General features: G+C 72.3%; 27 protein-coding genes. All 27 read left to right on the plus strand.

Annotation, left to right across the window (positions count from 1 at the left end; all coding sequences use genetic code 11):
• Positions 1-11 precede the first annotated feature (11 nt).
• Positions 12-275, plus strand: a complete 264-nt coding sequence (locus tag OOJ91_RS33960; RefSeq protein WP_266251736.1) for a hypothetical protein — start codon at positions 12-14, stop codon at positions 273-275.
• 31 nt (positions 276-306) lie between these two features.
• Positions 307-1,542: an MFS transporter gene (locus tag OOJ91_RS33965; protein WP_266251879.1), complete on the plus strand. Its 1,236-nt coding sequence runs from the start codon at positions 307-309 to the stop codon at positions 1,540-1,542.
• An 86-nt stretch (positions 1,543-1,628) separates the two neighbouring features.
• Entirely contained in the window at positions 1,629-1,877 is a 249-nt protein-coding gene (locus tag OOJ91_RS33970; protein WP_266251738.1) for a hypothetical protein, read from the plus strand.
• Positions 1,874-2,134 (plus strand): hypothetical protein, encoded by a 261-nt coding sequence (locus OOJ91_RS33975; protein WP_266251739.1) that lies wholly within the window; start codon positions 1,874-1,876, stop codon positions 2,132-2,134. The genes OOJ91_RS33970 and OOJ91_RS33975 overlap by 4 nt, the downstream gene beginning before the upstream one ends.
• Positions 2,135-2,151: 17 nt before the next feature.
• On the plus strand, positions 2,152-2,607 hold the full coding sequence (locus OOJ91_RS33980) for a hypothetical protein (protein WP_266251741.1): 456 nt from the start codon (positions 2,152-2,154) through the stop codon (positions 2,605-2,607).
• 14 nt (positions 2,608-2,621) lie between these two features.
• On the plus strand, positions 2,622-3,725 hold the full coding sequence (locus OOJ91_RS33985; RefSeq protein WP_266251743.1) for a hypothetical protein: 1,104 nt from the start codon (positions 2,622-2,624) through the stop codon (positions 3,723-3,725).
• Positions 3,726-3,804: 79 nt separating this feature from the next.
• Entirely contained in the window at positions 3,805-5,853 is a 2,049-nt protein-coding gene (locus tag OOJ91_RS33990; protein ID WP_266251744.1) for a hypothetical protein, read from the plus strand.
• Positions 5,850-6,203 carry a hypothetical protein gene (locus OOJ91_RS33995; protein ID WP_266251745.1) on the plus strand — a complete coding sequence of 118 codons (354 nt, stop codon included), beginning with the start codon at positions 5,850-5,852 and terminating at the stop codon, positions 6,201-6,203. Before OOJ91_RS33990 ends, OOJ91_RS33995 begins: the two co-directional genes overlap by 4 nt.
• A gap of 181 nt (positions 6,204-6,384) precedes the next feature.
• On the plus strand, positions 6,385-6,645 hold the full coding sequence (locus tag OOJ91_RS34000) for a hypothetical protein (protein ID WP_266251747.1): 261 nt from the start codon (positions 6,385-6,387) through the stop codon (positions 6,643-6,645).
• The gene (locus OOJ91_RS34005; RefSeq protein WP_266251748.1) at positions 6,642-8,069 is read left to right on the plus strand and encodes a hypothetical protein; all 1,428 of its coding nucleotides are present in this window, start codon (positions 6,642-6,644) and stop codon (positions 8,067-8,069) included. Before OOJ91_RS34000 ends, OOJ91_RS34005 begins: the two co-directional genes overlap by 4 nt.
• A gap of 495 nt (positions 8,070-8,564) precedes the next feature.
• Positions 8,565-8,930, plus strand: coding sequence for a hypothetical protein (locus OOJ91_RS34010; protein WP_266251750.1), 366 nt, complete (start codon positions 8,565-8,567; stop codon positions 8,928-8,930).
• Between the two features lie 89 nt (positions 8,931-9,019).
• Positions 9,020-10,000 carry a hypothetical protein gene (locus OOJ91_RS34015; RefSeq protein WP_266251752.1) on the plus strand — a complete coding sequence of 327 codons (981 nt, stop codon included), beginning with the start codon at positions 9,020-9,022 and terminating at the stop codon, positions 9,998-10,000.
• Positions 10,001-10,092: 92 nt separating this feature from the next.
• Positions 10,093-10,398: a hypothetical protein gene (locus tag OOJ91_RS34020; protein WP_266251754.1), complete on the plus strand. Its 306-nt coding sequence runs from the start codon at positions 10,093-10,095 to the stop codon at positions 10,396-10,398.
• Positions 10,399-10,476: 78 nt separating this feature from the next.
• Positions 10,477-11,139 (plus strand): hypothetical protein, encoded by a 663-nt coding sequence (locus tag OOJ91_RS34025; protein ID WP_266251755.1) that lies wholly within the window; start codon positions 10,477-10,479, stop codon positions 11,137-11,139.
• A 119-nt stretch (positions 11,140-11,258) separates the two neighbouring features.
• Positions 11,259-11,543: a hypothetical protein gene (locus OOJ91_RS34030; RefSeq protein WP_266251757.1), complete on the plus strand. Its 285-nt coding sequence runs from the start codon at positions 11,259-11,261 to the stop codon at positions 11,541-11,543.
• A 52-nt stretch (positions 11,544-11,595) separates the two neighbouring features.
• Positions 11,596-11,973: a hypothetical protein gene (locus OOJ91_RS34035; protein ID WP_266251759.1), complete on the plus strand. Its 378-nt coding sequence runs from the start codon at positions 11,596-11,598 to the stop codon at positions 11,971-11,973.
• A 14-nt stretch (positions 11,974-11,987) separates the two neighbouring features.
• Positions 11,988-12,416 carry a hypothetical protein gene (locus OOJ91_RS34040; protein WP_266251761.1) on the plus strand — a complete coding sequence of 143 codons (429 nt, stop codon included), beginning with the start codon at positions 11,988-11,990 and terminating at the stop codon, positions 12,414-12,416.
• A gap of 28 nt (positions 12,417-12,444) precedes the next feature.
• Positions 12,445-13,029: a transposase gene (locus tag OOJ91_RS34045; protein WP_266251762.1), complete on the plus strand. Its 585-nt coding sequence runs from the start codon at positions 12,445-12,447 to the stop codon at positions 13,027-13,029.
• 148 nt (positions 13,030-13,177) lie between these two features.
• A complete protein-coding gene (locus tag OOJ91_RS34050; RefSeq protein ID WP_266251764.1) occupies positions 13,178-14,332 on the plus strand; it encodes a hypothetical protein in 1,155 nt (384 codons plus the stop codon).
• Positions 14,333-14,343: 11 nt separating this feature from the next.
• Positions 14,344-14,778, plus strand: coding sequence for a hypothetical protein (locus tag OOJ91_RS34055; RefSeq protein ID WP_266251765.1), 435 nt, complete (start codon positions 14,344-14,346; stop codon positions 14,776-14,778).
• Positions 14,778-15,170 (plus strand): hypothetical protein, encoded by a 393-nt coding sequence (locus tag OOJ91_RS34060; RefSeq protein ID WP_266251767.1) that lies wholly within the window; start codon positions 14,778-14,780, stop codon positions 15,168-15,170. The genes OOJ91_RS34055 and OOJ91_RS34060 overlap by 1 nt, the downstream gene beginning before the upstream one ends.
• Positions 15,167-15,862: a hypothetical protein gene (locus tag OOJ91_RS34065; RefSeq protein ID WP_266251769.1), complete on the plus strand. Its 696-nt coding sequence runs from the start codon at positions 15,167-15,169 to the stop codon at positions 15,860-15,862. Before OOJ91_RS34060 ends, OOJ91_RS34065 begins: the two co-directional genes overlap by 4 nt.
• Positions 15,863-15,971: 109 nt before the next feature.
• The gene (locus OOJ91_RS34070; protein ID WP_266251771.1) at positions 15,972-16,259 is read left to right on the plus strand and encodes a hypothetical protein; all 288 of its coding nucleotides are present in this window, start codon (positions 15,972-15,974) and stop codon (positions 16,257-16,259) included.
• A 137-nt stretch (positions 16,260-16,396) separates the two neighbouring features.
• Complete coding sequence (locus tag OOJ91_RS34075) at positions 16,397-16,861, plus strand: protein-tyrosine phosphatase family protein (RefSeq protein WP_266251772.1); 465 nt, start codon at positions 16,397-16,399, stop codon at positions 16,859-16,861.
• Positions 16,854-17,657 (plus strand): hypothetical protein, encoded by an 804-nt coding sequence (locus OOJ91_RS34080; RefSeq protein WP_266251774.1) that lies wholly within the window; start codon positions 16,854-16,856, stop codon positions 17,655-17,657. The genes OOJ91_RS34075 and OOJ91_RS34080 overlap by 8 nt, the downstream gene beginning before the upstream one ends.
• Positions 17,654-18,610: a hypothetical protein gene (locus OOJ91_RS34085; RefSeq protein WP_266251776.1), complete on the plus strand. Its 957-nt coding sequence runs from the start codon at positions 17,654-17,656 to the stop codon at positions 18,608-18,610. Before OOJ91_RS34080 ends, OOJ91_RS34085 begins: the two co-directional genes overlap by 4 nt.
• The gene (locus tag OOJ91_RS34090; RefSeq protein WP_266251778.1) at positions 18,607-19,221 is read left to right on the plus strand and encodes an AAA family ATPase; all 615 of its coding nucleotides are present in this window, start codon (positions 18,607-18,609) and stop codon (positions 19,219-19,221) included. Before OOJ91_RS34085 ends, OOJ91_RS34090 begins: the two co-directional genes overlap by 4 nt.
• The last annotated feature ends 56 nt before the right edge of the window (positions 19,222-19,277 follow it).

Raw genomic sequence — 19,277 nt, forward strand, 5'->3', positions numbered from 1 at the left:
GGGAGACCACCGTGTCTCAGGACGACTGGCAGGACCAGGCAGGCTTCGGCGAGTTCCGCATCCCGAGCGGCCGCATCTGGGATGGCACGGCCACCCCGCTCGCCCCCGGCGGCGACAGCACCAACGACCAGGGATGCCTGGCCATCGCCAAGCACCCCGACGGCCGCGTCATGCTGGCCGACACCAAGCTGCCGCTCGACCAGCAGCAGCCGATCATCCTGCTCTCCGGCGAGTGGGCCGATCACGTCGAGGGCATCACGTCCGGACGGATCTGACCGCCAGCCGACGGAGGAGGCGCACGTGGCCATGACGACCGAGCCGAACCGGGCCGGCCTCGCCCAGCCCGGCCGCCGGCGGGGCCTGCGAGCCCTGGTCGCCGCCCAAGGCGTCTCCTCCGCCGGCGACGGCGTGTTCCTCGCGGCGGCGCCGCTCGCCGCCGCGGCGATCACCCGCGACCCCGCCGCGGTTGCCGCCGTCACCGCCGCCGAGTACGCGCCCTGGGTCGTCATCGCGCCGCTCGCCGGCGTCTACGTCGACCGGTGGCCCAAACGGACGACGATGATCGTGGCTGACCTGGTCCGTGCTGCCGCCGTGGCCGTGCTGGCCGGACTCGTCGCCCTCGGCTCCGTCAGCGTCGCGGCGATCGCGGTCTGCGCCTTCATCATGGTCGCCGGGGTCGCATTCCACTCCGCTGCGGCGGAGGCCGTCGTCGCGGACCTGGCCACCGAGCCGGACGAGCTGCACCGCACCAACGGCCACCTGCAGTCCTCGTACAACGCCGGCCGGCAGCTGCTCGGCCCACCGGCCGGCAGCCTGGCCTTCTCCACCGCGCCGTGGCTCCCGTTCGCCGGCGACGCCGTCTCGTTCGCCGCGTCCGCGGTCCTGCTGCGCGCCGTGCCGAGCGAGGCGGCCACCCGCCAGCCTCAGGGCCCGCATCAGTCGGTGTGGTCCGCGCTGCGGGCGGGGGCCGCGTACCTCGCCGGGCACGCCCAACTGCGCGCCCTGGCCATCCTCACCGCCGTGGCGAACCTCAGCGCCAACATGGTGATGGGCATCCTGGTGCTGTTCGCCACCGACCGCGCCGGCCTGGGGATCAGCACCGCCGGGTACGGCCTCCTGCTCGTCGCCCTGGCCGTTGGTGGCATCGCCGGCGGGGCCGTCGTCTCCCGGATCATCCGCCGGTGGGGCCCACGGACCACGATGGTCGCCGGCCTCGCCGCGCAGGGCCTCTCATGGCTCGTCCTGGCGGCCACATCGAGCCCTGTCGCCGCCGGTGCCGCGCTGGCCGTGGCGTTCGCCGGGGTCTCCGTGGTGTCCGTGTGCGTCGTCAGCGCTCGCCAGACCCACACTCCACCGGAGCTGCTGGGTCGAGTCATCTCCGCGTTCCGCGTGGTCGGTAACGGCACCTCCCCGATCGGCGCGCTCCTGGGTGGACTGATCGCCGCCGAGTGGGGACTGCGCGCGCCGCTGGTCGCCGCAGCCGTCGTGGCCGTGGCGGCCCTGACCTGCGTGTGGACCCTGCGTTCTTTGCGCCAACGCTAAACACGCCCCGCAACCCCTTGCGCACAGTGCATAGGACTGTCTACGGTTGACCCGTATTCAGTCCTATGCACTGTGGAAGGTGGAGGGTGAACGCTCGTCGATACACGGTCCGGCTCTTCTGGTACGGCACCCGCCGGCACCAGGAGGACCGGAACCTCGACCCCCGAGACGCCGCAGCGCTGCGGGCGGTCCTGGAGGAGATGGTCGAGGCGAGCAACGGCAACCTCCGCACCGACCTGTCCCGGTGGCGCATCGACATCCACACCCTCGGCGGCGGCCGCATCCACGCCCGCTGCACCGTCACCCCCGGCGGCCAGACCAAGGTGACCCGATGAGCCAGCGCCAAGAGGAGCGCGCTCGACGGCGCCGGGTCTTCTGGTCGGAGAAGCGGGCCAAGGCGCGCGGCGACCTCGCCGCCACGGTCCAGGTCAACTACGACCTCCTGCGCGCCGAGGTCGCGGAGCTGCCCAAGGGAGTGCAGCAGCAGTGGCTCCGCACCATCAACGACTCGTTGCGGAGCATCACCGATCAGGTGCGCGCCAGCAACCCGCAGAACACTCCGCCGGCGTCGGCCGGCCCCCGCAAGCCCTGAGAGGAGGGCACACAGAAATGGAAGAGGGCGTCACCATCAGCGCCGGCCTCGTCGTCGGCATCGCCGCAGCCTGCATCTGGATCTTCGGTAACCAGGCTCTGCCCCGCTGCGTCATGATCGGCCTGGTCACGTTCAGCGTCGGCGTCGGAAGCACCGCCATCGGCGGGTGGGCACATGACGGCGTCACCTGGGTCAACGACCAGGTCGGCAGCCTTCTCGGCGACCTGCTCGACCGGCCGGCGCTCACCACCCCCGGGACGGTCCTCTGGTCGCTCGCCGCGATCGTCCTCGCCTTCTGGGTCGGCTTCGCCTTCAAGAAGCGCGAGATCGGCCTCAAGGTCCTGGCCGGCACCCTGCTCCTGCCGTACGCCATCGCCACGGTCCCCGGCAAGGTCGGCGAACTCGGCCAGGGCGCGCTCGAGACCGTCGCCGCCGTCGTGGCCTGGCCCGCCGTCCAGCTGCTCGGACTCTAGGAGGTCCCCACCCAATGGAAATCGTCGGAATGATCATCGCGGTGGTGCTGCTCACCGGCCTGACCGTGGGAGCCGTCAACGGCACCACCAAGGCCGGCAAAGCGGTCGTCGCCAATCGCAAGGCGGCCAGCGCCGCCCGGAAGGAGGCACGCGCGGACCGGAAGCCCCTGCCCGACGCCGAGCCGGCACCCGCCGGCGTCAAGGCCGGACAGGTCGCCGCCGGCCTGCTCTACGGCGCGGCGCTCTACGGCAGGGCCGGCTGGGCCGGCGCGAAGGTCGGCTGGGACGCCGGCCGGGACGCAACGATCGACTGGTGGGAGCGGCGGAAGACGCCGCTCGCCGAGGACATCGACCTCGGCGTCACGCCGGAGGACTACCTGGCCGGCAAACGGCCGACCGTCCCCGCACAGAAGCCGGCGCCGACCCCGACCGCCCCCACCCAGAAGCCGACCGTCGAGGACGAGTTCGCCAAGATCGACAAGTGGGCCAGCGCCGAGCTCCGGCTGGCAGCCGAGTCCGCCGTGCACGACGCCAGGAAGCAGGGCTACGGCCCCGGTGACGTGGAAAAGGCCGCTCTCGGAATCGCCACCGGCCGTCACGGCAGTCACTGGAGCCAGGCGACCCTCGCGAAGGCCATTCGTGAGGTTCTCACTGGCGAACAGGCAAAACCCACCAAGCCGAACCTGCGCCTGGTGGCCGACAACACCCAGACCCACAGTGGAGGAAAACCGATGGCAGTGCACACCGTGACCGGCGGCGAGGTCGTCAACACCGAAACCGGCCTGCTTGAGGCCCAGGCGAAGCTCAAGCGGTCGACCACCGAGTTCGAGGACGCGACGGCGGACTACGCCCGGGCCCGCGAGGAGTTCGCCGTCGACGAGCGGTTCGCCGCGAGCGTCGGCAGCCTCGACTTCCCGCAGAACATCAAGAACGCCGCGGCGACCTGCATGGAGGCCAGCCGCCTGCGGGCGACGTCCGCCCAGCAGCGCATGACCGCCGCCGAGTCGGCCATGAACGCCGCCCGGCGGCTGGTGACCCTCTTCCAGGGTCACCACGACCTCGCCACCCGCGCCGCCGAGCTGGGCGGCATGGCCAAGCAGGGCGCCTACAGCAGCTGACGCCCGAGCCGGGGTGCCTGCCCGCCCCCGACCCCGGGCAGGCACCCCAACCCCCATTGACTTGAGACAGGAGCCCGCAGTGCCGATCGTCATCTCCCGGAACTTCCCGGACCGGCAGGAGGAGACGCCGTCCGTCAACCGGCGCACGCGTCGCCGGCTGGCCCGCGTCATCCGGGGCACGGCCAAGGGCACCTGGTGGGCGAGCAAGCGGGCCTACACCCACCGCCGTGGCCTCGCACCGATCTACGCCGCGGTGATCCTCGCCGGCGTCGCCGCGATCCTGCACGAAACCCCCGACGGCCCCGAGACCGCCGCCACCATCGGCGCGGTCGGCGCGGCCGGCGTCTACAGCTGGGCGCGCGTCCGGAAGATGTCCCACCGGGACCTCTGGGCCCGCCGCGACCGCGTAGACGCGCAGAAGCTGATGTACGCCTGGTCGATGTGGTTGACGGCCACGATGTGGCTGATCATCGCCGCGATCAACGGCGTCACCACCGTGCCCTCCCGCACTGCCCTCGTGGCCGGCACCGTGGCCTTCGGCTCGATCTGGCTGTGGCACCACCGGATCCGCGGCAAGGGCGAGGACATCGCCCTGGAGCAGGAGCAGATCTGGGAAGAGGAGCTGGCCTGCCCGAACGGCCCACTGCGCGGCGCGGTCATGGAAAACCTGACCGTACGCGGCCCCGACGACTTCGACTTCGACGTCGTGCTGCGCCGCCAGCAGACCAAGCACCTCATCCAGGCCGCCGGTGACATCGCCTCCGCGTACAGCATGCCCACCTACGCCGTGGTCGCCGAGGGCGCCCGCGACGACAGCAACAACCGTGGCCACGTCACCGTCGCGAAGCGGAACCCGACCAGCGAGGTCGTCGAGTTCGACGAGACGTGGCTCGGCGTCGACGATGACGGCACGTACCTGTTCCACATGTACCCGGACGGGCAGCGGGGCCGGCTGCGGCTCTACGAGCGCCGCTCTGGCGTCACCCACGCCCTGCACTCCGGCGACAACCGCACCGGCAAGAGCGAAGGCATGAGCGTCAGCTGCGTCCAGGGCGTCGCCGCCGGACTCACCGTGCCGGTGATCCTCGACTCCCAGGACGGCCTCTCCATGCCGGCCTGGGGCGGCGAGGACGGCCTCGCGCCGTACAAGGCCACCGGTAACGAGGACAACATGGACGATGTCGTCGACCTGTGGATGGGCCTCAACGCCGTCGCCGGCGTCCGCCAGCGGTACATGAAGCTGCGCGAGTGGGAGCCGTCGGCGGGGCGCACGGTCCGCGGCATGGGCTTCTACGACCCCCATATGCTGCCGGAGCTGCCGATCCTCGACATCTACATCCCCGAGGGTCAGCGGTTCCTCGCGGTACCGGGGATGGCCGAGTCGTTCGAGAACGCTGTCGCCACCTGGGCGAAGCTCGGTATGCGCCTGAACCTGGACACCCAGTACCCATCGGCCGACAAGCTCGGCGGGTCGATGGCGCTGCGTACCAACCTGAGCCAGAACATCGTGTGCTGCCGGAACAACTCCAAGGAGACCGGCAACATGATCCTCTCCTCGCACATGCCGCCCCCGCACGAGATCCCGCTGACCCTGGTCAGCGGAGCCACCACCAAGGGCCTGGCGGTGGTGCAGTCGTCAGCGCCGGGGTCCATGCGACCCACGATCGGGCGGATCGTGTTCCAGCGTGACGGATGGCAGTGGGCGGCACGGGCGGTCGAGAACCTGCGCGAGCTCGACGACATGAGCCGCACCGCGCTGGAGGACACCATCCGCCGCCGGCAGGAGGAGCGCGTCGAGCGGGCCCGCAAGGCCACCGAGGCCGCGGCCGCGCGCGCCGCCCAGCAGGACGCCGGCGACAGCGCCCCGACGCCCCCGTCGGCGGCCGCCGCTGGGATCCCGAACGGATCGGTGCGGGAGCGAGCGCTGGCGTTCCTGGCGCAGCACGAGTACGGCCGGGCCACCACCGGCGCGATCGCCCACGCGATCGACGCGACCACCAACGCCGTGTCGACCGCCCTGCGCCGCGCCGCCAACAACAACGAGGTCGTCGACCTGGGCCACAGCGTCTGGGGCGACATCTCCACCAAGCACCAGTACGCCGAGGTCCAGGTCGGGGAGGCAGCGTGAACATCACCGGGCGCCGGTGGACGCGGAAGCTGACGCACCCGACGTGGTGCGACGCGCTCCGCTGCGAGGCGGGCCTGACCGGCGCCATCGGCGGGCACCGCAGCCCACCGATGGTCGCCCAGGTCCCCGAATTCGGGCGCATCGTCATGACCCTCGTCCAGTACCAGCAACGGCAGCCGGCGCTTGAGGTCACCGTCTCGGCGACGGTGCCCGACGCTCCCGCCGAGCACCAGACCCTCTACGCCGAGCACCTGCTGGAGCAGCTGGCCACCACCGCCCACCGGGTGGCGCTGTTCGCCCGCGCGGACAGTCCACCCCGCCTGCCGGCGATCGCCGGCCATCACCAATGAGAGAAGGAGCAGCCGGGTGAGCGACCCGACGATCGGAAGGGCTCGGGTGAGCGACCCGACAACCGGAAGGAGCGGTGGCCGGGGCCAGACGGGCCCCGGCCACCGGCCACAGAGAACCGCGACACGCCGCCGCGCAAACACTTGCGCAGCGGTGTCGGGGTCCGCACCTACCGTGATCCACATGACCTCTCGCGATCACCTCATCACCGCCGCCAGGACTCACCTCACCGAGGCCGACCGGCTCAAGGACCTCTACCACCAGGAGCGCGCCAAGGCCCGTGACGCCCTGATGAAGCTGACCAACCCCGACGGGCTGGACCTGCCGCTACGAGAGGTCGCACGCGATCTGGGCCGGCCCGAGAGCAACCTGCGCTACCTGCTGAACAACGCGAACACGGCGGGCCCCGACCCCGCCCCGACCGAGGAGACGCCACCCCGATGACCGCCACGACCCCGGCCACCCCGGCCGCGCCGACGGGCGCCAGCTTCAAGGCGGTCGTCTGGCTCAGCATCCCGCAGATCCTGGCCACCCTGGCCATCTCCACCGGCGCCGGCTTCGAGAGCTTCTTCGCCTTCCGGGGCCTGGCGATCCTGTTCGGCTGGAATCCCGAGCACGCCTGGATCGTCTGGCCGCTCGTCGAGCTGTTCCTCCTCGTCGGCTCCCTTGAGGACGCCCTGCGGCAGATGGACGGGGCCACCAAGAAGCAGCGGCGGATCGCCCGCTTCGTGTCCTACGGCGCGCTGATCGTGACCCTGGGGGCGAACGTCGGCTACCGGGTCCTGACGCTCATCCTGCCGGTCCACGAGGGCCGGCTGGTTCCCGGCGAAACCCTTGAGTTCCACGTCTGGCAGGTCGTCATGATCGGCGTCTTCGCCTCCATCATCCCGATCGCGCAGCTGCTGAGCCTGCACTTCCTCGCCGGGCGACTCAAGCGGCTCGCCGAGTACCGCAACCGCTCGCGATCGGCGATCGGCTCGGAGCCGGAGGAGAAGCGCCCTCGGCTCGGCTCCCTCGCCCGCCGGATCGTCGAGCAGAAGCTCGAGCAGAAGCTGGGAGCGATCGCCGAACCGCCGGCGAGCGGAGGCCAGCCGGTCCCGCCGAACGCCCCGAACGCAACCCCGGACGACGATCGGACGGACCCGCCGAGCGGCGATTCCAGCGATCGGCGATCGGACCCGGAGACCGATCGTGGTGACGGCCCGACCGATCGGCGATCGGAGCCGGAGACCGATCGTGGTGACAGCCGCACCGATCGGCGCACCGATCGTCGATCGGGCGGCCGCACCGATCGCCGATCGCGTTGGGGCGGCGATGGCCGATCGGCGAACGGCACGGACGGCGGGTCGAGCGATCGTGACGAGGCGAGCGGCGACCGATCGTCGCAGCTCAGGGAGAAGGCGTACCGCGAGTACGCCGCCGCGATCGATCGGGGCAACGGGTTCGAGCCGACCGCCGGGACGATCGCCGCGAAGATCAAGCTGAGCGAGCCGCGCGTTCGTAACATCCGCGCGGACTGGCGCAAGCGGTACGCCGCCGAGCACCTGTCGGGCGATCGTCGACCGATCGGCGACCTGCCTCCGGCGATCGCGAAGGTGCTCGACGGGGCCCGGGTCCACGGCGAGGCGAGCGGTCAGGACGACCCCGGCGCCGTGATTGACGATCGCCCCGACGAGGACGGATCGAGCGATCGGGCAGAGTCGCCGGCGGTCGACGCCGCCGATGACGCGGTGATCGACGACGAGTCCGAGCCGCGGTCGGTCCCGGCGCCGCGCCCGCCGCTGCGGGTGGTCCCGCCCGCCGGCGCCGGCGACGACGACCTGGACGTCGCCCTGGTCGACCGGGAGCCCGCTACGGCCACCGCCTGAGCGCCAGCCCGCCGGGCCCACTGCGCCCCCACGCCCGTGCGTGGGGGCGCAGTGCTGTCTGCGGGGCCTCTTCTCGCCTCGACGGCTTCCATTACGGACGGTCACTGTGTAATCTCGCGCGCGCGCCCGCGCGCGGCTGGGCGCGTTGGGCCCCGAAATCCTGCTGTGTCTCCGTGGAACACACGTGTGTGTGTCTCACCCTGCGTCACGCTCGCGGGCGCCACGGGCGTCCCCGTGCGCGCCACGCGTGGGCGCGGTTCCCGCGCGGCCCGCTGGTGTCCCCCGCGCGGTCGCCGCTCCCTGGCCCGGCCGGCAGGCCGTCATGACGTGTTGCCAGCCGTCATGACGGCCAGGTCGGACGCCGCCGGCGACGTCCGCGTTCGGCGATCACGGCGGATCGCTCGCGGTTTGGGTGGCGAACGGGGTTGCGGCCCGCTCCCCCATCCCCTAAACTATGTGTGTGCGGGTGAGCGACCCGCGATGAGGGGAGTGACCATGCTGAGCCTTCCGATGGTGTGCAAGGGCGAGTACGACGAGTACGCGATCCTCGGCGTCTTCGAGGACAAGAGCGACGCTCAGGTCTTCGCGGACAAGTACAACGCGGAGAAGGGGCTCAGCATCACCGATGACGCACGCGCCCGCGTCGAAGGGGTCCGCGCCTTCCCGAAGGGCGACCCGGGGCGCTCCGGCCACGAGATCAAGGTCAAGTACGTCGACCACAGGTTCAACGCTGGCTGGGCCTGGTCCTGCACCTGCGGGGAGGGCGGTGGCGCGGGCAACGAGCAGTTCACCCGCGAAGAAGCGGCCACCCACGTGAAGCACTGGGTCGGCCAGGCCGAGCAGGTCGCGCTGCCGCAGTAGCCCAGGGGAGTGGCAGCCCCTCACCCCAAGATCCTCACCCGCCCTGGTCAATGGCCAGGGCGGGCCCCGTTCTGCCCGGAAGAGGCCACATGCAGAAGATCACCACGCCTGACGCGATCTTGACCGCAGTCTGCGGCCAGTGCGCGGAGCAAGCCCGCCAGCTCGACTACCCGGCGGAGGGGAAGGTGCGCGGCCCGGTCTGCCCGACGCACGCCAGCGGCCGCGCGTTGGTACTCACCCCGGCCACGGTGGACACCGAGCTGTACTACGCCGACTTCACCGCCGGCGGCATCCGCGCGGCCCTCGACGACGAGCGCCTGGTCGACGACCACCCCCGATTCGCCGAGCAGTTGAACGCCCAACTCGCCCGGATGGCTCCTCTGGAGGCGATCTACGAGGCCCACCGGTGGCAGCGGTGGTACGCCGTGGCGGGCGGCCACGTTCACACCAGTAGGGCCTGCTCCAGCTGCTACCCAACCACCCTGTGGGGATGGCACTTCACGCTGTCCGGCGCAGACCACGCCGCGGCGGTCACCGAAGAGGGATGGAGGATTTGCACCATATGTGTGCCTGGTGCGCCGACCCTTCCGGCCTTCAACGGACCCGGCCGCCGCGCCCAAGCCCAGGCCGACGCCGCCGGAAAGTGCCTCTCCCGCACACCGGTCGACGTCCGCTGGGTCGCCAGCCCCTACGGCCGCTGCCCCGACTGCACAGCCACCCACGTCCCGGTCAACCGCCGCTCCGGCCTGATGCGCAAGCACACCCACGCCGCGCACGCCGCCGAGCGGATGCGCGTCGCCCGCCTCACCGACCCGAAGCTGATCGGCGGACCGGACGGATCCGAACTGCGCGTAGACCACCAGCTCATCCCGACCGTCCGGGTCGCTGAGGCCGCCTACGTTGACCACCTGTGGTGGGCGGCAAACCCCCAGGTCCTTCCGGACAACCGCGACCGGCATGTCCGGCTCGCCCTGCAGCTCGCCGAGGCCCTCGCCGCGAAGCGAAACGTCACCGTCGAGGAGGTCATCGAGAGCATGGTCCGTCGGGTGAAACGAAATCTCGCACAGTAATCACGGCCCCGGGGTTGCGTCACCACGCCCCGGGGCCCTACTGTCTATGTGTGCGGGTGAGCGACCCGCCAGACGGAAGAGGAGTGTCACCCATGTTCACGGCCACGTACGCCTTCCAGCCCGCCACCGACCGCCCCGGCCGCATCGGCCCCGGCCCGCTCGGCCAGCTGGAGACCTGCGAGACCCTGCTCGACGACCCCCGCCTCCTGGCCGACCAGCTCGCCGTCGGCGCCCCCGACGGCCACTACGTCAAGGTCTGGATGCGCGACGTCGTCACCACCGACGCCCTCGGCCGCCCCGACGCGGTCGCCTACACCAGCTACCCGGCCAACCAGCGCCCCCGCCATCAGCCCCCCTTCTCCGCCCGCGTGCTCGGCGGCCTGGCCTCCGCGGCCTGATCGCCTCGCCGTGCGGCCGGCACCGTCACCACGAGGATCCGGCCGCACCGGTGGCGATCAGGAGGGAGACCCAGACCAATGTCACTCGCCAACCCCCAACCCACCCCACTCACCAGCCCGCTGAAACGCTGGCTTTACACCACGACCAGCTGGCGCAGCGGCTTCGAGGCCGTCAGCATCGGCGCCATCATGGCCGCCGTCGCCATCGGCAGCCGGACCGACACGACCTTCTACCGGACCGCGCTGATCTACGCGGCGTTCGCCGTCGCGCTCGGCCTGGTGGTCCTCGCGGGCGCGGCCGCCCTGACCCTGCTCAAGCGCCGCACGCCGGCCTTCAGCCTCAGCAACCCGGCCACCCCACAGCAGCTACGCGACTTCCACCGGATCATCGAGCGAGTCCGCGAGATGCCCGAGCACCAGCGCGCCGCGCTGAACGCCCTCGTCGAGCGGAGCACGACCGACGTAATGGCAGACGCCCGGGAGACGGCCTACCAGGCCGCCGTACGGTCCGGCCGCGTCAACCCCCACGACTACAAGCGCCCCGGCCTCACGTGGGGCCTCCTTGAGGAGCTGCACGAGACCTGCGAGGGCGCCTACGCCGTCGCCTTGGCGGTCCTCGTCGACGACCTCCTCACCGACGCCGAGTACACCCTGCTCACCGTGCCGTGGATCGCCGCGGGCGAGCAGATCTACGCGCCGGCTTCGGTCACCGCGATCACCTCCACGCCCCAGTCTTCCTAGGACGCCCAGGGGGAGTGATCCCGCCACCACCCGACGCCCAGCACCTGCCCAAGGTGCTGGGCGTCGGCCCGTTTCAGCCGCCGCGACACTAACCCCCGGCCCGGTGCATGGTCCCGGCCATGACGACCTCCCCCCAGGTTCTCGACGGCCCCACCCGGATCCTCGACCGCACCCCACGCGCCGTCGACGGCCCCACGCAGGTCCTCGGCCGCGCCCCGGATCCCCTCAACACCGCCGCGCCACTGCCCGCTGGCCCGCTGGTCTCCGCGCTCATCTACGACGACGTGGTCCACGCCCTGCTCTGCGACCCAGTGATCGAAGCCGAGCACGACGCCGACGCCCGCGCCGCAGCCTCGCCGCTCCCGCCGGCGGCCGCCGCGCAACCGGTCCCCGCGGCCGCGTAGCCCAGGCAGCCGCAGGCCTCACCTCCTCCCACCGCTCCGGAAGGACACCGTCATGGCCGTGATTCGGCTCCGGTCCCGCATGCACATCTGGCGGCACCGCACCTACAACCGGTGGGCCGACCTCCGCGCTCGCGCCGCCGGCTACTGCAACCACGCCCCCTGGCATCCCATCCCGGGTCAGGGAGGCGGATACGCCCACTGGCGGTGCGCCCTGCGCGCCGGCCACACCGGCGTGCACCGCTCCCGGAACTACGTGTGGGACCGCACCGGCCGCACCACCTACCGGCCGCTGCCCGCCGGACAGAACCTTCCGGACCAGCCCTGGCGGCGCTCCATGACCCCGACCGCCGCCCAGGAACGCGCCCGCGGCCGGTGGCTCGACGAGCAGCTCAGCGCCCGCGCCGTCCACCGCACCCGCAACGCCAGCTGACCCTGGAGTCCACAGTGAACCTCGACCACCGCGCCCGCGCCGCCGTCGACGCCTGCACCGCCTACCTCACCCCGCCGGCCACCATCACCCCCGCCGAGTTCGTCGAGCTGCACACGGCCGCGCAGCGCGCCCTGGACCGGCTCAGCGAGGCGATCGAGGACCAGGTCGACGTGTACCCGGTCGGCCTGTTCCGCGACGTTCGGCAGCTCCGCCACGCCCTCGCCGTCGGCGATCCGCGCGCCTGGCGACGACTCCGCAGCGCCCTCGGCCGCCAGGTCGACCGGATCCGCGGCCGCCGCTGGCGTGAGGCCCGGCAGTACCTGAACGGCTACCTCGCCGAGCACCGCACCAGCGGCACCCGCTGCGGCCACGGCTGGACCCCCGGCCGGGCACGTCGAGACCTCGCCGCCCACCTCTACCAGCTCGGTCGCGCAGGACGCTGACCAGTCCAGAAAGCGACCATCGGCGACCATGACCACCAGCAGCGGCGCGCGGAAGAACACTCGCCCACCCGGACGGCCCTCCAAGCTGACCGAGGAGACCATCGAGCGACTCCTCGCCGCCATCAAGGCCGGCGCCACCGTACGCAACGCAGCCCTCTACGCCGGCATCGGCGAGAGCACCTTCCACCAGTGGATGGCAGAGGCACGCGAGGAGTCTCCCCGTCCGGAGTTCCTGGAATTTGCGGAGCAGATCGAACGCGCGCGCGCGGAGCTTCAGGTCGACGTCCTCAACTCGATCATGGAGTCGATCAAGGGTGGGTTCGTCACGAAGCGGGTGACCAGGTACGGCCGTGATGGGGAGCCGGAGAACGAGGAGCAGTTCGCGCCGCCGGACGGTCGGTTGGGCCTGGATCTGCTGTCGCGGATCTGGCCGGCTGACTACGCGAAGCGGTCGGCGATGGAGGTGTCTGGGCCGGAGGGCGGCCCGATCGAGCTGGCGACGGCGCAGCGGGTGCAGGCGTTGGCGGGTCGGGTGGCGGCGGCTCTGGCGGCTGGCCGGGATGAGGACGACGTCCAGGACGCCGAGATCGTCAACGAGGGTGACGGCCAGTGATCGCGGGTGTCGCGGATCCCCGGGCCTGGAGCCGGTTTTCCGGGTTTTGGTCGACGGAGTGTGACCACAGCGCAGGTGCGCAAGTACTTGCGCATTCTGGTAGAATCGGTGGCAGCTGGTGAGCGACCGGCAACGGAAGGACACGACATTGGACAAGCTCGTCCGCATCTTCACCCTGCCCAACGGCGACCATGCCGCCGCCGGGCCGTTCCACAACCCATCCCGAGCCGACGAGTTCGGCGACCGACTCAACACCGAGGGCCTGGCCATCGACCGGGGCTCGCTGCGGTTGGAGACCGCCGCCGCCCTCGAACGGCTGCTGCGCGCCAGCGGCCAGGTCGTCGACGTGGACCCGGACGCCGCCCGGTGTCGCCTCTGCGGCTGCACCGAGGACGCTGCCTGCCTCGGCGGCTGCCAGTGGGTCACCGACGCCGAGCAGATCGCCGCCGGGCTCGACCCGATGACCGGCGACCTCTGCACCGCCTGCCTGATGCAGGCACCCGACTCGGCGGTCGACCACGCGATCCGCGCGCTGGTCCGCGCCATCCGCACCCGGACCCCGATCGACTTCCAGGGCGAACCGGTCCCCGCCTGGCTCCAGCACATCATCGCCAACGAGCTGGGCCAGACCATGCCGGTAGCGCCCCTGCACCAGACCGAGGTGTACCGGCTGCCCGCCGGTAGCAGCGGCTGGCGGTGCAGCTGCGGCGACAGCAGCGTCGCCGACGTCACGGGCGTCACCGCGCAACAGCAGGCCCTCGCTCACCGCAGCACCGCGAACGCCCACCACCCCGCCGTCAGGGACCTCGCCGCCGCGATCCGAGCCGCCTACCCCGCTGCCGCTGTGGTCGTCGTCAGCGTCGCCGGCGGGCACGTCCGCCTGGCCGCGCTCTACGACAGCGATTGCATGGTCATCCCGGCGGTGGACCTCACGGAAGCCGCCTGGTCGACGCTGTCCAGCAAGCTCGCGGTGGCGTACGCCGAGGGCCTGTTCGGCCGGGGCGAATCGGTCGCCGACCTGCGGCTGCCCGCCGTGCCGCCGGCGATCGCGGCCGCGCGCGCCGAGGCGGAGGAAACCTACCCGCCGCACGTGCTCGCCGCCGGCGGTCCGGACCACTACGCCGCCGAGACCGCGCAGGCCCTCTACGCGGCGATCCTTCGGGCCGACTGGGACACCGTCCGGCGCATCGCCGCCGACCCGTACGCCGCTGGTGTTGACCGCGACGGGGCCGCTGGTGCGCTCGCCGGAGCAGGCGAGCCCGGCCCCGACACCGTCCCGACCCCCCTGGCAGGTGCCCTGTGAACCAGTTGGCCATGACCCCCACCCGCGCGGGCCTCCTCGACGAGGTCGACGAGGGCCGTGTCTTCACCGACGCGATCGGTGACCACTACGTCTCCGGGGACCGGAAAGTCACCGCCCAGATCAACGAGATGCACGCCGCCGAGTGGGTGGAGCGCAATCCGACCCGGGCCGGCGACTACTGGCAGGTCACCCCGCTCGGCCGGGCCCACAAGCAGCTGCGGATCCGCAACTACGGCACCCACATCGTGGCCGAGACCGGCCCCGACGACGACCCCACGCCCATCGGAGAGGCGAACCGCCGCAACATCACCGGACGTGGCCGGTGGGTCGTGGAGATCGGCGCCAGCGGCACGGTGTGCCCTAACGCCAACGACGCCCTGGCGGAGCTGCGCCGCCTCGCCGTCGAGCTGCTCGTCGCCGAACTCACCGACGAGGCAACCGCTTGATGCTCGACAGCCCGCAGCTGGCACTGGACCTCTGGGGTGAGCAGGCCCGCGCTGAGGCATGGCACGCCGCGCACCAGATCGGCCAGTACCGCACCCCTTGGACGTGGGCCACCGGCCCACGTCCAGGGGAGCCGACCCCGCAGGCCGGCGACCTCGTGCCCGCCTGGCGGTGCTGCCACTGCGGCGCCATCGAGATGACCGCGTACGCGCTGTTCAGCGACCACGGTTGCGCGTTCGGCCCGGACGGCTGCCGGTCCACATGCCACTACCACCCGCAGCCGCGGCGCAACCACCCCTACCGCATGGACGCCCACTGGGTTCCGCCTGACGGCTGGACCCCCGACCAGAACCGACCAACGCCCGCTACCCCCGGATCCGAGGAATCGCGATGACCGTCGTCGACCAACAGGTTGTGCTGCCACCAGAGGGCCGCGTCAGCGTCCCCGGTAGCCCGCTCATCAGGGTTCTCGCCTGGGCCAACCAGACTGACCTGGCCAGTCGGCCGGCGGACGTCAGGGCGGCACTGGCCGAGATCCACGCCGGCACCCGCGCCCTGTCCCGCACCATCGCGGCAGCCCGGCTACGGGATGTCATCGCCGACGCCCTGCGCGTCGCCGAGCCGGGCGACTACGTGCCGCAGGTCTACCGGGCGCTCGACGACGCCGGCGCCATCCTCACCCCGCAGCGCCTGGTCGAAATCCGTGCCGTGGTGCTGCGCGACGCGGCCCGCCTGGCCGACCGGGTGGCCAACCAGCAGCCGGGCCGCTGCGCCTGCCCGAGCGGTGGGCAGCGGGAGTGCGGGTGGCGCGACGGCGCCGGGTCGGTCGCCGCGCAGCTGCGGGCGCGCGTTGAGGAGCCGGCGCCGGCGGCCGCGCCGCGGTCGTGGGTGGTGCCGGGCGAGCCGGGGCGGGACGTGATCGCGGTGCGGGACGTGGCCACCAAGGCGCTGTACGTGCGTCTGCGCGGCGGCGGGTGGATGCGGGAGAACGAGGAGGGGGAGCCGGTCGACGCGCCGGTGGCGTGGGCGTGGCTGGTCCGGGCGGCCGCCGGCGGGCTGGTCGACGCGACGGACGAGGGCGAGTAGCCGGTGCGCGGCGGGGTGGGCGGGGGTGCGGTTACGGTTTGCCGCACCCTCCCCACCCTGCTAAAATATATGTGTGCGGGTGAGCGACCCGGCGGTTTGGAGGATGAGAATGACCAACAACGACCTCGGCAGCGACATCTCCACGGAGATCACCGCGCCGCCGGCTGCCGACCTGAACGACGGCGACGTGCTGATCCTCGACCAGGAAGCATGGATCTGCTCGTTCGTCGGCACGGCGGAGCTGGTGGAGGAGTTGGGGGTCGCGGTCTTCGACCTGGTGTCCGAGGTCCATCCGCGCGGCGAGTACGTGCAGATCGAGACCGCCGACGGCCGGGAGTTCACCTGCCACCGGGCGGCCGAGGTCGCCGTACGGCGGCGCATCCCCGACGCCGACTGACCGGGCGGGGCGCGGCAGCGCCGATCGACGGCTGCCGCGCCCCGCGAGCGCCCCGCTCGCGGGGTGGCGTCCACACCACCAGCCTGATAAACTTCATGTGTGCGGGTGAGCGACCCGCCTCGGGAGGTGTACCGACCATGCTCCAGCCCACGTACCCAAACCAGCCGTGGCACGAGATCATCCCGAACCTGTGGATGGGCGGCCACGACTACGGCGACCTGTACGACCCAACCCCCGCCATCGTGGCCGGCGAATTCGACTCCGTCGTCAGCCTCTACCAGCGCGACGGCCACGGCCCCGACGCCGGCATCCCCCACACCGTCCTGCGCATCATCGACGGCGACCTTGACGACAACGAGCTGGACACGGTCCGCAGCATCGCCGACCGCGTCGCCGACGACGTACGCGACGGCCGCAAGGTCCTCGTCCGCTGCCAGGCCGGCCTCAACCGCTCCGGCCTCGTGGTCGCGTTCACCCTGACCCGCCTGGGCTTCACCCCGCACGAGGCGATCCGCCGCATCCGCCGCCAGCGCAGCCCCCACGCCCTGTTCAACGCCGAGTTCGTCCGCTACATCCTGCACGAGGGCGGCGTCCGTGCCTGACCAGCGCACCGCCCACGAGGCCGTCGCCAGCGGTGCCACCGGTCTCGACCGGCTGGCACCGCAGTGGTGGCGGCACACCGACCTCGACGCCGTCACCGCCGGCGACCTCACCGCGGTCACCCCCAACGCCGCTGCCATGCCGGACTTTCTGCGCGACAAACTGCCCAGCCTCGGCCTGGTCGAGCTGCCCGGCGGCCCCACCGCCCACCAGCTCGCGAAGGAGTGGGCGACCCGGATCGCCAACCGGCGCGCGAACCGGGCCCGGTGCACCGGCTGCGGCCAGGAGTTCGCCTACGCGGTCACCCCCGACGGCCACCCGGTCCGGATCGACCCGCACCCCGGCACGTCGGGGCCGAACAGCGTGGTCCTCGACGGCGACGTCGACGACCGCCCGACCGTGGTCCTCGACATCCCCCCGGGCGACCCCCGCGACCGCCACGACCGCCACACCTGCCCCGAGATGCCCCGCGCGGCCGCGCAGCTGCTCGACACCGCACGGGCAGCCGGCTGGCGGCTCCTGGCCGTCACCCACCACGACACCAGCGGCCACCCGTACCTCAAGGTCCAGGTCGCCCACCCCAACCCGCCAGCCGTCCACAACCGCTCGGGGCCCTGCCACTGCTGCGCCATCTGGGCGTACGAGGTCACCTGGCACACGCGGGGCACCGGCAGCTACCGCCTGTTCGGGCGGGTCCTCGCACGCGTCCCCGGCCACGCGGCCCCGCACGACGGGCCCTCCATCCGCGCCATCCGCACCCTGATCGACGCCAACCCCGCGAAGGGACCGCACCAGTGAGTACGCCATACACCGAAGGCGACGTCCGCACCGCCGAGATGGCCCTCGCGGCCATCTGGAGTGCACCCGGCACCACCCCCAAGCAGATCGCCAAGGCCGTGCTGGACGCCCTCGCCAGCGGCGCCAGGTTCGCTCCGCCCGCCGCCGACGTCGACCGGGCACGCCAGGTCCGCGACTCGATCCTGGCCAACGCGCGCGCCGACGCCGACCGCGCCCACCGGATGCACGACGAGGCCTCCGACGAGGTCGACCGGCTCACCTCCGACCGGCGGCAACTCCACACCGCGCTGCGCGACCTGGCCAACCGGCTGGACCTACGCGGGAGAAACTCCGATGCCCCATCCGACGGCATCGCCATGTGCGACTTCGCCGACGAGATCCGTGCGCTCACCGCGCCGGGCCCGTCGACCGCAACACGAAGCACCCCGGCCGGCCCGGGAGCCACCGCGAAGACCAGCCGACCGCAGGACTGGACGGAAGCCCTGGTGCTACTGGCCGTCGCGTGGACGGCCGCCGACCACACTCGGCGGACCCGGGCGCTCACCAACGCCGGGCCCATCACCCTCGCCAAGGTCGACGGCGCCGCCGCCCGGGCCGCCGCCGGCCTGCCGGCCAAGGGCATGCCGCTGCCGGACCACACGATCCGCGACCGGCGCGACCCGCGGATCCCCGCCTGGGCCGCGACCGTCGCCCACCGCATGGAGCCGTTCGACACGGCGCAACTCGCGGAGGCCTTCTACTGGACCACCGCGGCCGCGATCCGCCACGTGACCGCCGACCTGCTCTGCGACCAGCCGACCACCCGCCTGGTCGCCAACCTGGGCGACCTGGCCGAGACGCTCCGGCTGGTGGAGGTCGCCTCCCGCAGCCGGATCCTCCACGCCGACGTCTCGTTTCAGCCCCACCCGGTCCTCAGCGCGACCGTCGCCATCGAGGGGAGCGCCCAGCTGTGAGCGACCGCGACTACGACCTGGAGGTCTGCGGCGACCTGGCCGAGGACCTGTACTTCAACCCGAACCACCCGGACGCCGACGCCTGGCGGGCCGCGCTCGGCGGACTCACGGCCAGCTCGGCGCCGGTCCTGTACGTGACCGTGGGCCTGCCCGGATCCGGGAAGACCACCTGGGCGCGGGCCACCGGCCGCACCCGCCTCAACCGCGACGACCTTCGCGACCAGATGCACGGCGTGCGCGACTACACCCCCGAACACGAGCGGGAGGTGACCATCGCCCAGCACGCCGCGGTGGCCGCGCTCCTGCGCGCCGGGATCACCGTCGTCACCGACGACACCAACCTCCGCGACGAGAGCATGGCCCTCTGGGAGGAACTCGCCCAACGGTGCGGCGCCCGCCTGGTGGTCGTCGACGACTTCCTCACGGTGCCGGTCGCCGACTGCATCCGCCGCCAGGCCGCCCGGCCGCTGCGGGAGCGAGTGCCGGCCCACCGCATCCAGGCCATGGCCAGCGAGTACGCCGCGACCCAGAACACCAAGCGGCTGACCAACCACGTCACGGCCGAAGCACCCCGCATCGCCGACGAGGCCCGCCGCTACTGGCCCGCCTGATCGCCCACCCCGCGCAACCCGCAACCGAGCTGGAAGGACCGCCGTGTCTGCGACCG

Origin of the sequence: Micromonospora lupini (genome assembly GCF_026342015.1) — a bacterium.
Lineage (GTDB): Bacteria > Actinomycetota > Actinomycetes > Mycobacteriales > Micromonosporaceae > Micromonospora > Micromonospora lupini_B.

Bases quoted from the DNA above. Each gene is read 5' to 3' on its own strand.
- OOJ91_RS33975 (WP_266251739.1), top strand. From the start codon at position 1,874: ATGAGCCAGCGCCAAGAGGAGCGCGCTCGACGGCGCCGGGTCTTCTGG.
- OOJ91_RS34000 (WP_266251747.1), top strand. From the start codon at position 6,385: ATGACCTCTCGCGATCACCTCATCACCGCCGCCAGGACTCACCTCACC.
- OOJ91_RS33980 (WP_266251741.1), top strand. From the start codon at position 2,152: ATGGAAGAGGGCGTCACCATCAGCGCCGGCCTCGTCGTCGGCATCGCC.
- OOJ91_RS34010 (WP_266251750.1), top strand. From the start codon at position 8,565: ATGCTGAGCCTTCCGATGGTGTGCAAGGGCGAGTACGACGAGTACGCG.
- OOJ91_RS34025 (WP_266251755.1), top strand. From the start codon at position 10,477: ATGTCACTCGCCAACCCCCAACCCACCCCACTCACCAGCCCGCTGAAA.
- OOJ91_RS34015 (WP_266251752.1), top strand. From the start codon at position 9,020: ATGCAGAAGATCACCACGCCTGACGCGATCTTGACCGCAGTCTGCGGC.
- OOJ91_RS34065 (WP_266251769.1), top strand. From the start codon at position 15,167: ATGACCGTCGTCGACCAACAGGTTGTGCTGCCACCAGAGGGCCGCGTC.
- OOJ91_RS33965 (WP_266251879.1), top strand. From the start codon at position 307: ATGACGACCGAGCCGAACCGGGCCGGCCTCGCCCAGCCCGGCCGCCGG.
- OOJ91_RS33985 (WP_266251743.1), top strand. From the start codon at position 2,622: ATGGAAATCGTCGGAATGATCATCGCGGTGGTGCTGCTCACCGGCCTG.
- OOJ91_RS34070 (WP_266251771.1), top strand. From the start codon at position 15,972: ATGACCAACAACGACCTCGGCAGCGACATCTCCACGGAGATCACCGCG.
- OOJ91_RS34060 (WP_266251767.1), top strand. From the start codon at position 14,778: ATGCTCGACAGCCCGCAGCTGGCACTGGACCTCTGGGGTGAGCAGGCC.
- OOJ91_RS34035 (WP_266251759.1), top strand. From the start codon at position 11,596: ATGGCCGTGATTCGGCTCCGGTCCCGCATGCACATCTGGCGGCACCGC.
- OOJ91_RS34005 (WP_266251748.1), top strand. From the start codon at position 6,642: ATGACCGCCACGACCCCGGCCACCCCGGCCGCGCCGACGGGCGCCAGC.
- OOJ91_RS34045 (WP_266251762.1), top strand. From the start codon at position 12,445: ATGACCACCAGCAGCGGCGCGCGGAAGAACACTCGCCCACCCGGACGG.
- OOJ91_RS34030 (WP_266251757.1), top strand. From the start codon at position 11,259: ATGACGACCTCCCCCCAGGTTCTCGACGGCCCCACCCGGATCCTCGAC.
- OOJ91_RS34075 (WP_266251772.1), top strand. From the start codon at position 16,397: ATGCTCCAGCCCACGTACCCAAACCAGCCGTGGCACGAGATCATCCCG.
- OOJ91_RS34020 (WP_266251754.1), top strand. From the start codon at position 10,093: ATGTTCACGGCCACGTACGCCTTCCAGCCCGCCACCGACCGCCCCGGC.
- OOJ91_RS34055 (WP_266251765.1), top strand. From the start codon at position 14,344: ATGACCCCCACCCGCGCGGGCCTCCTCGACGAGGTCGACGAGGGCCGT.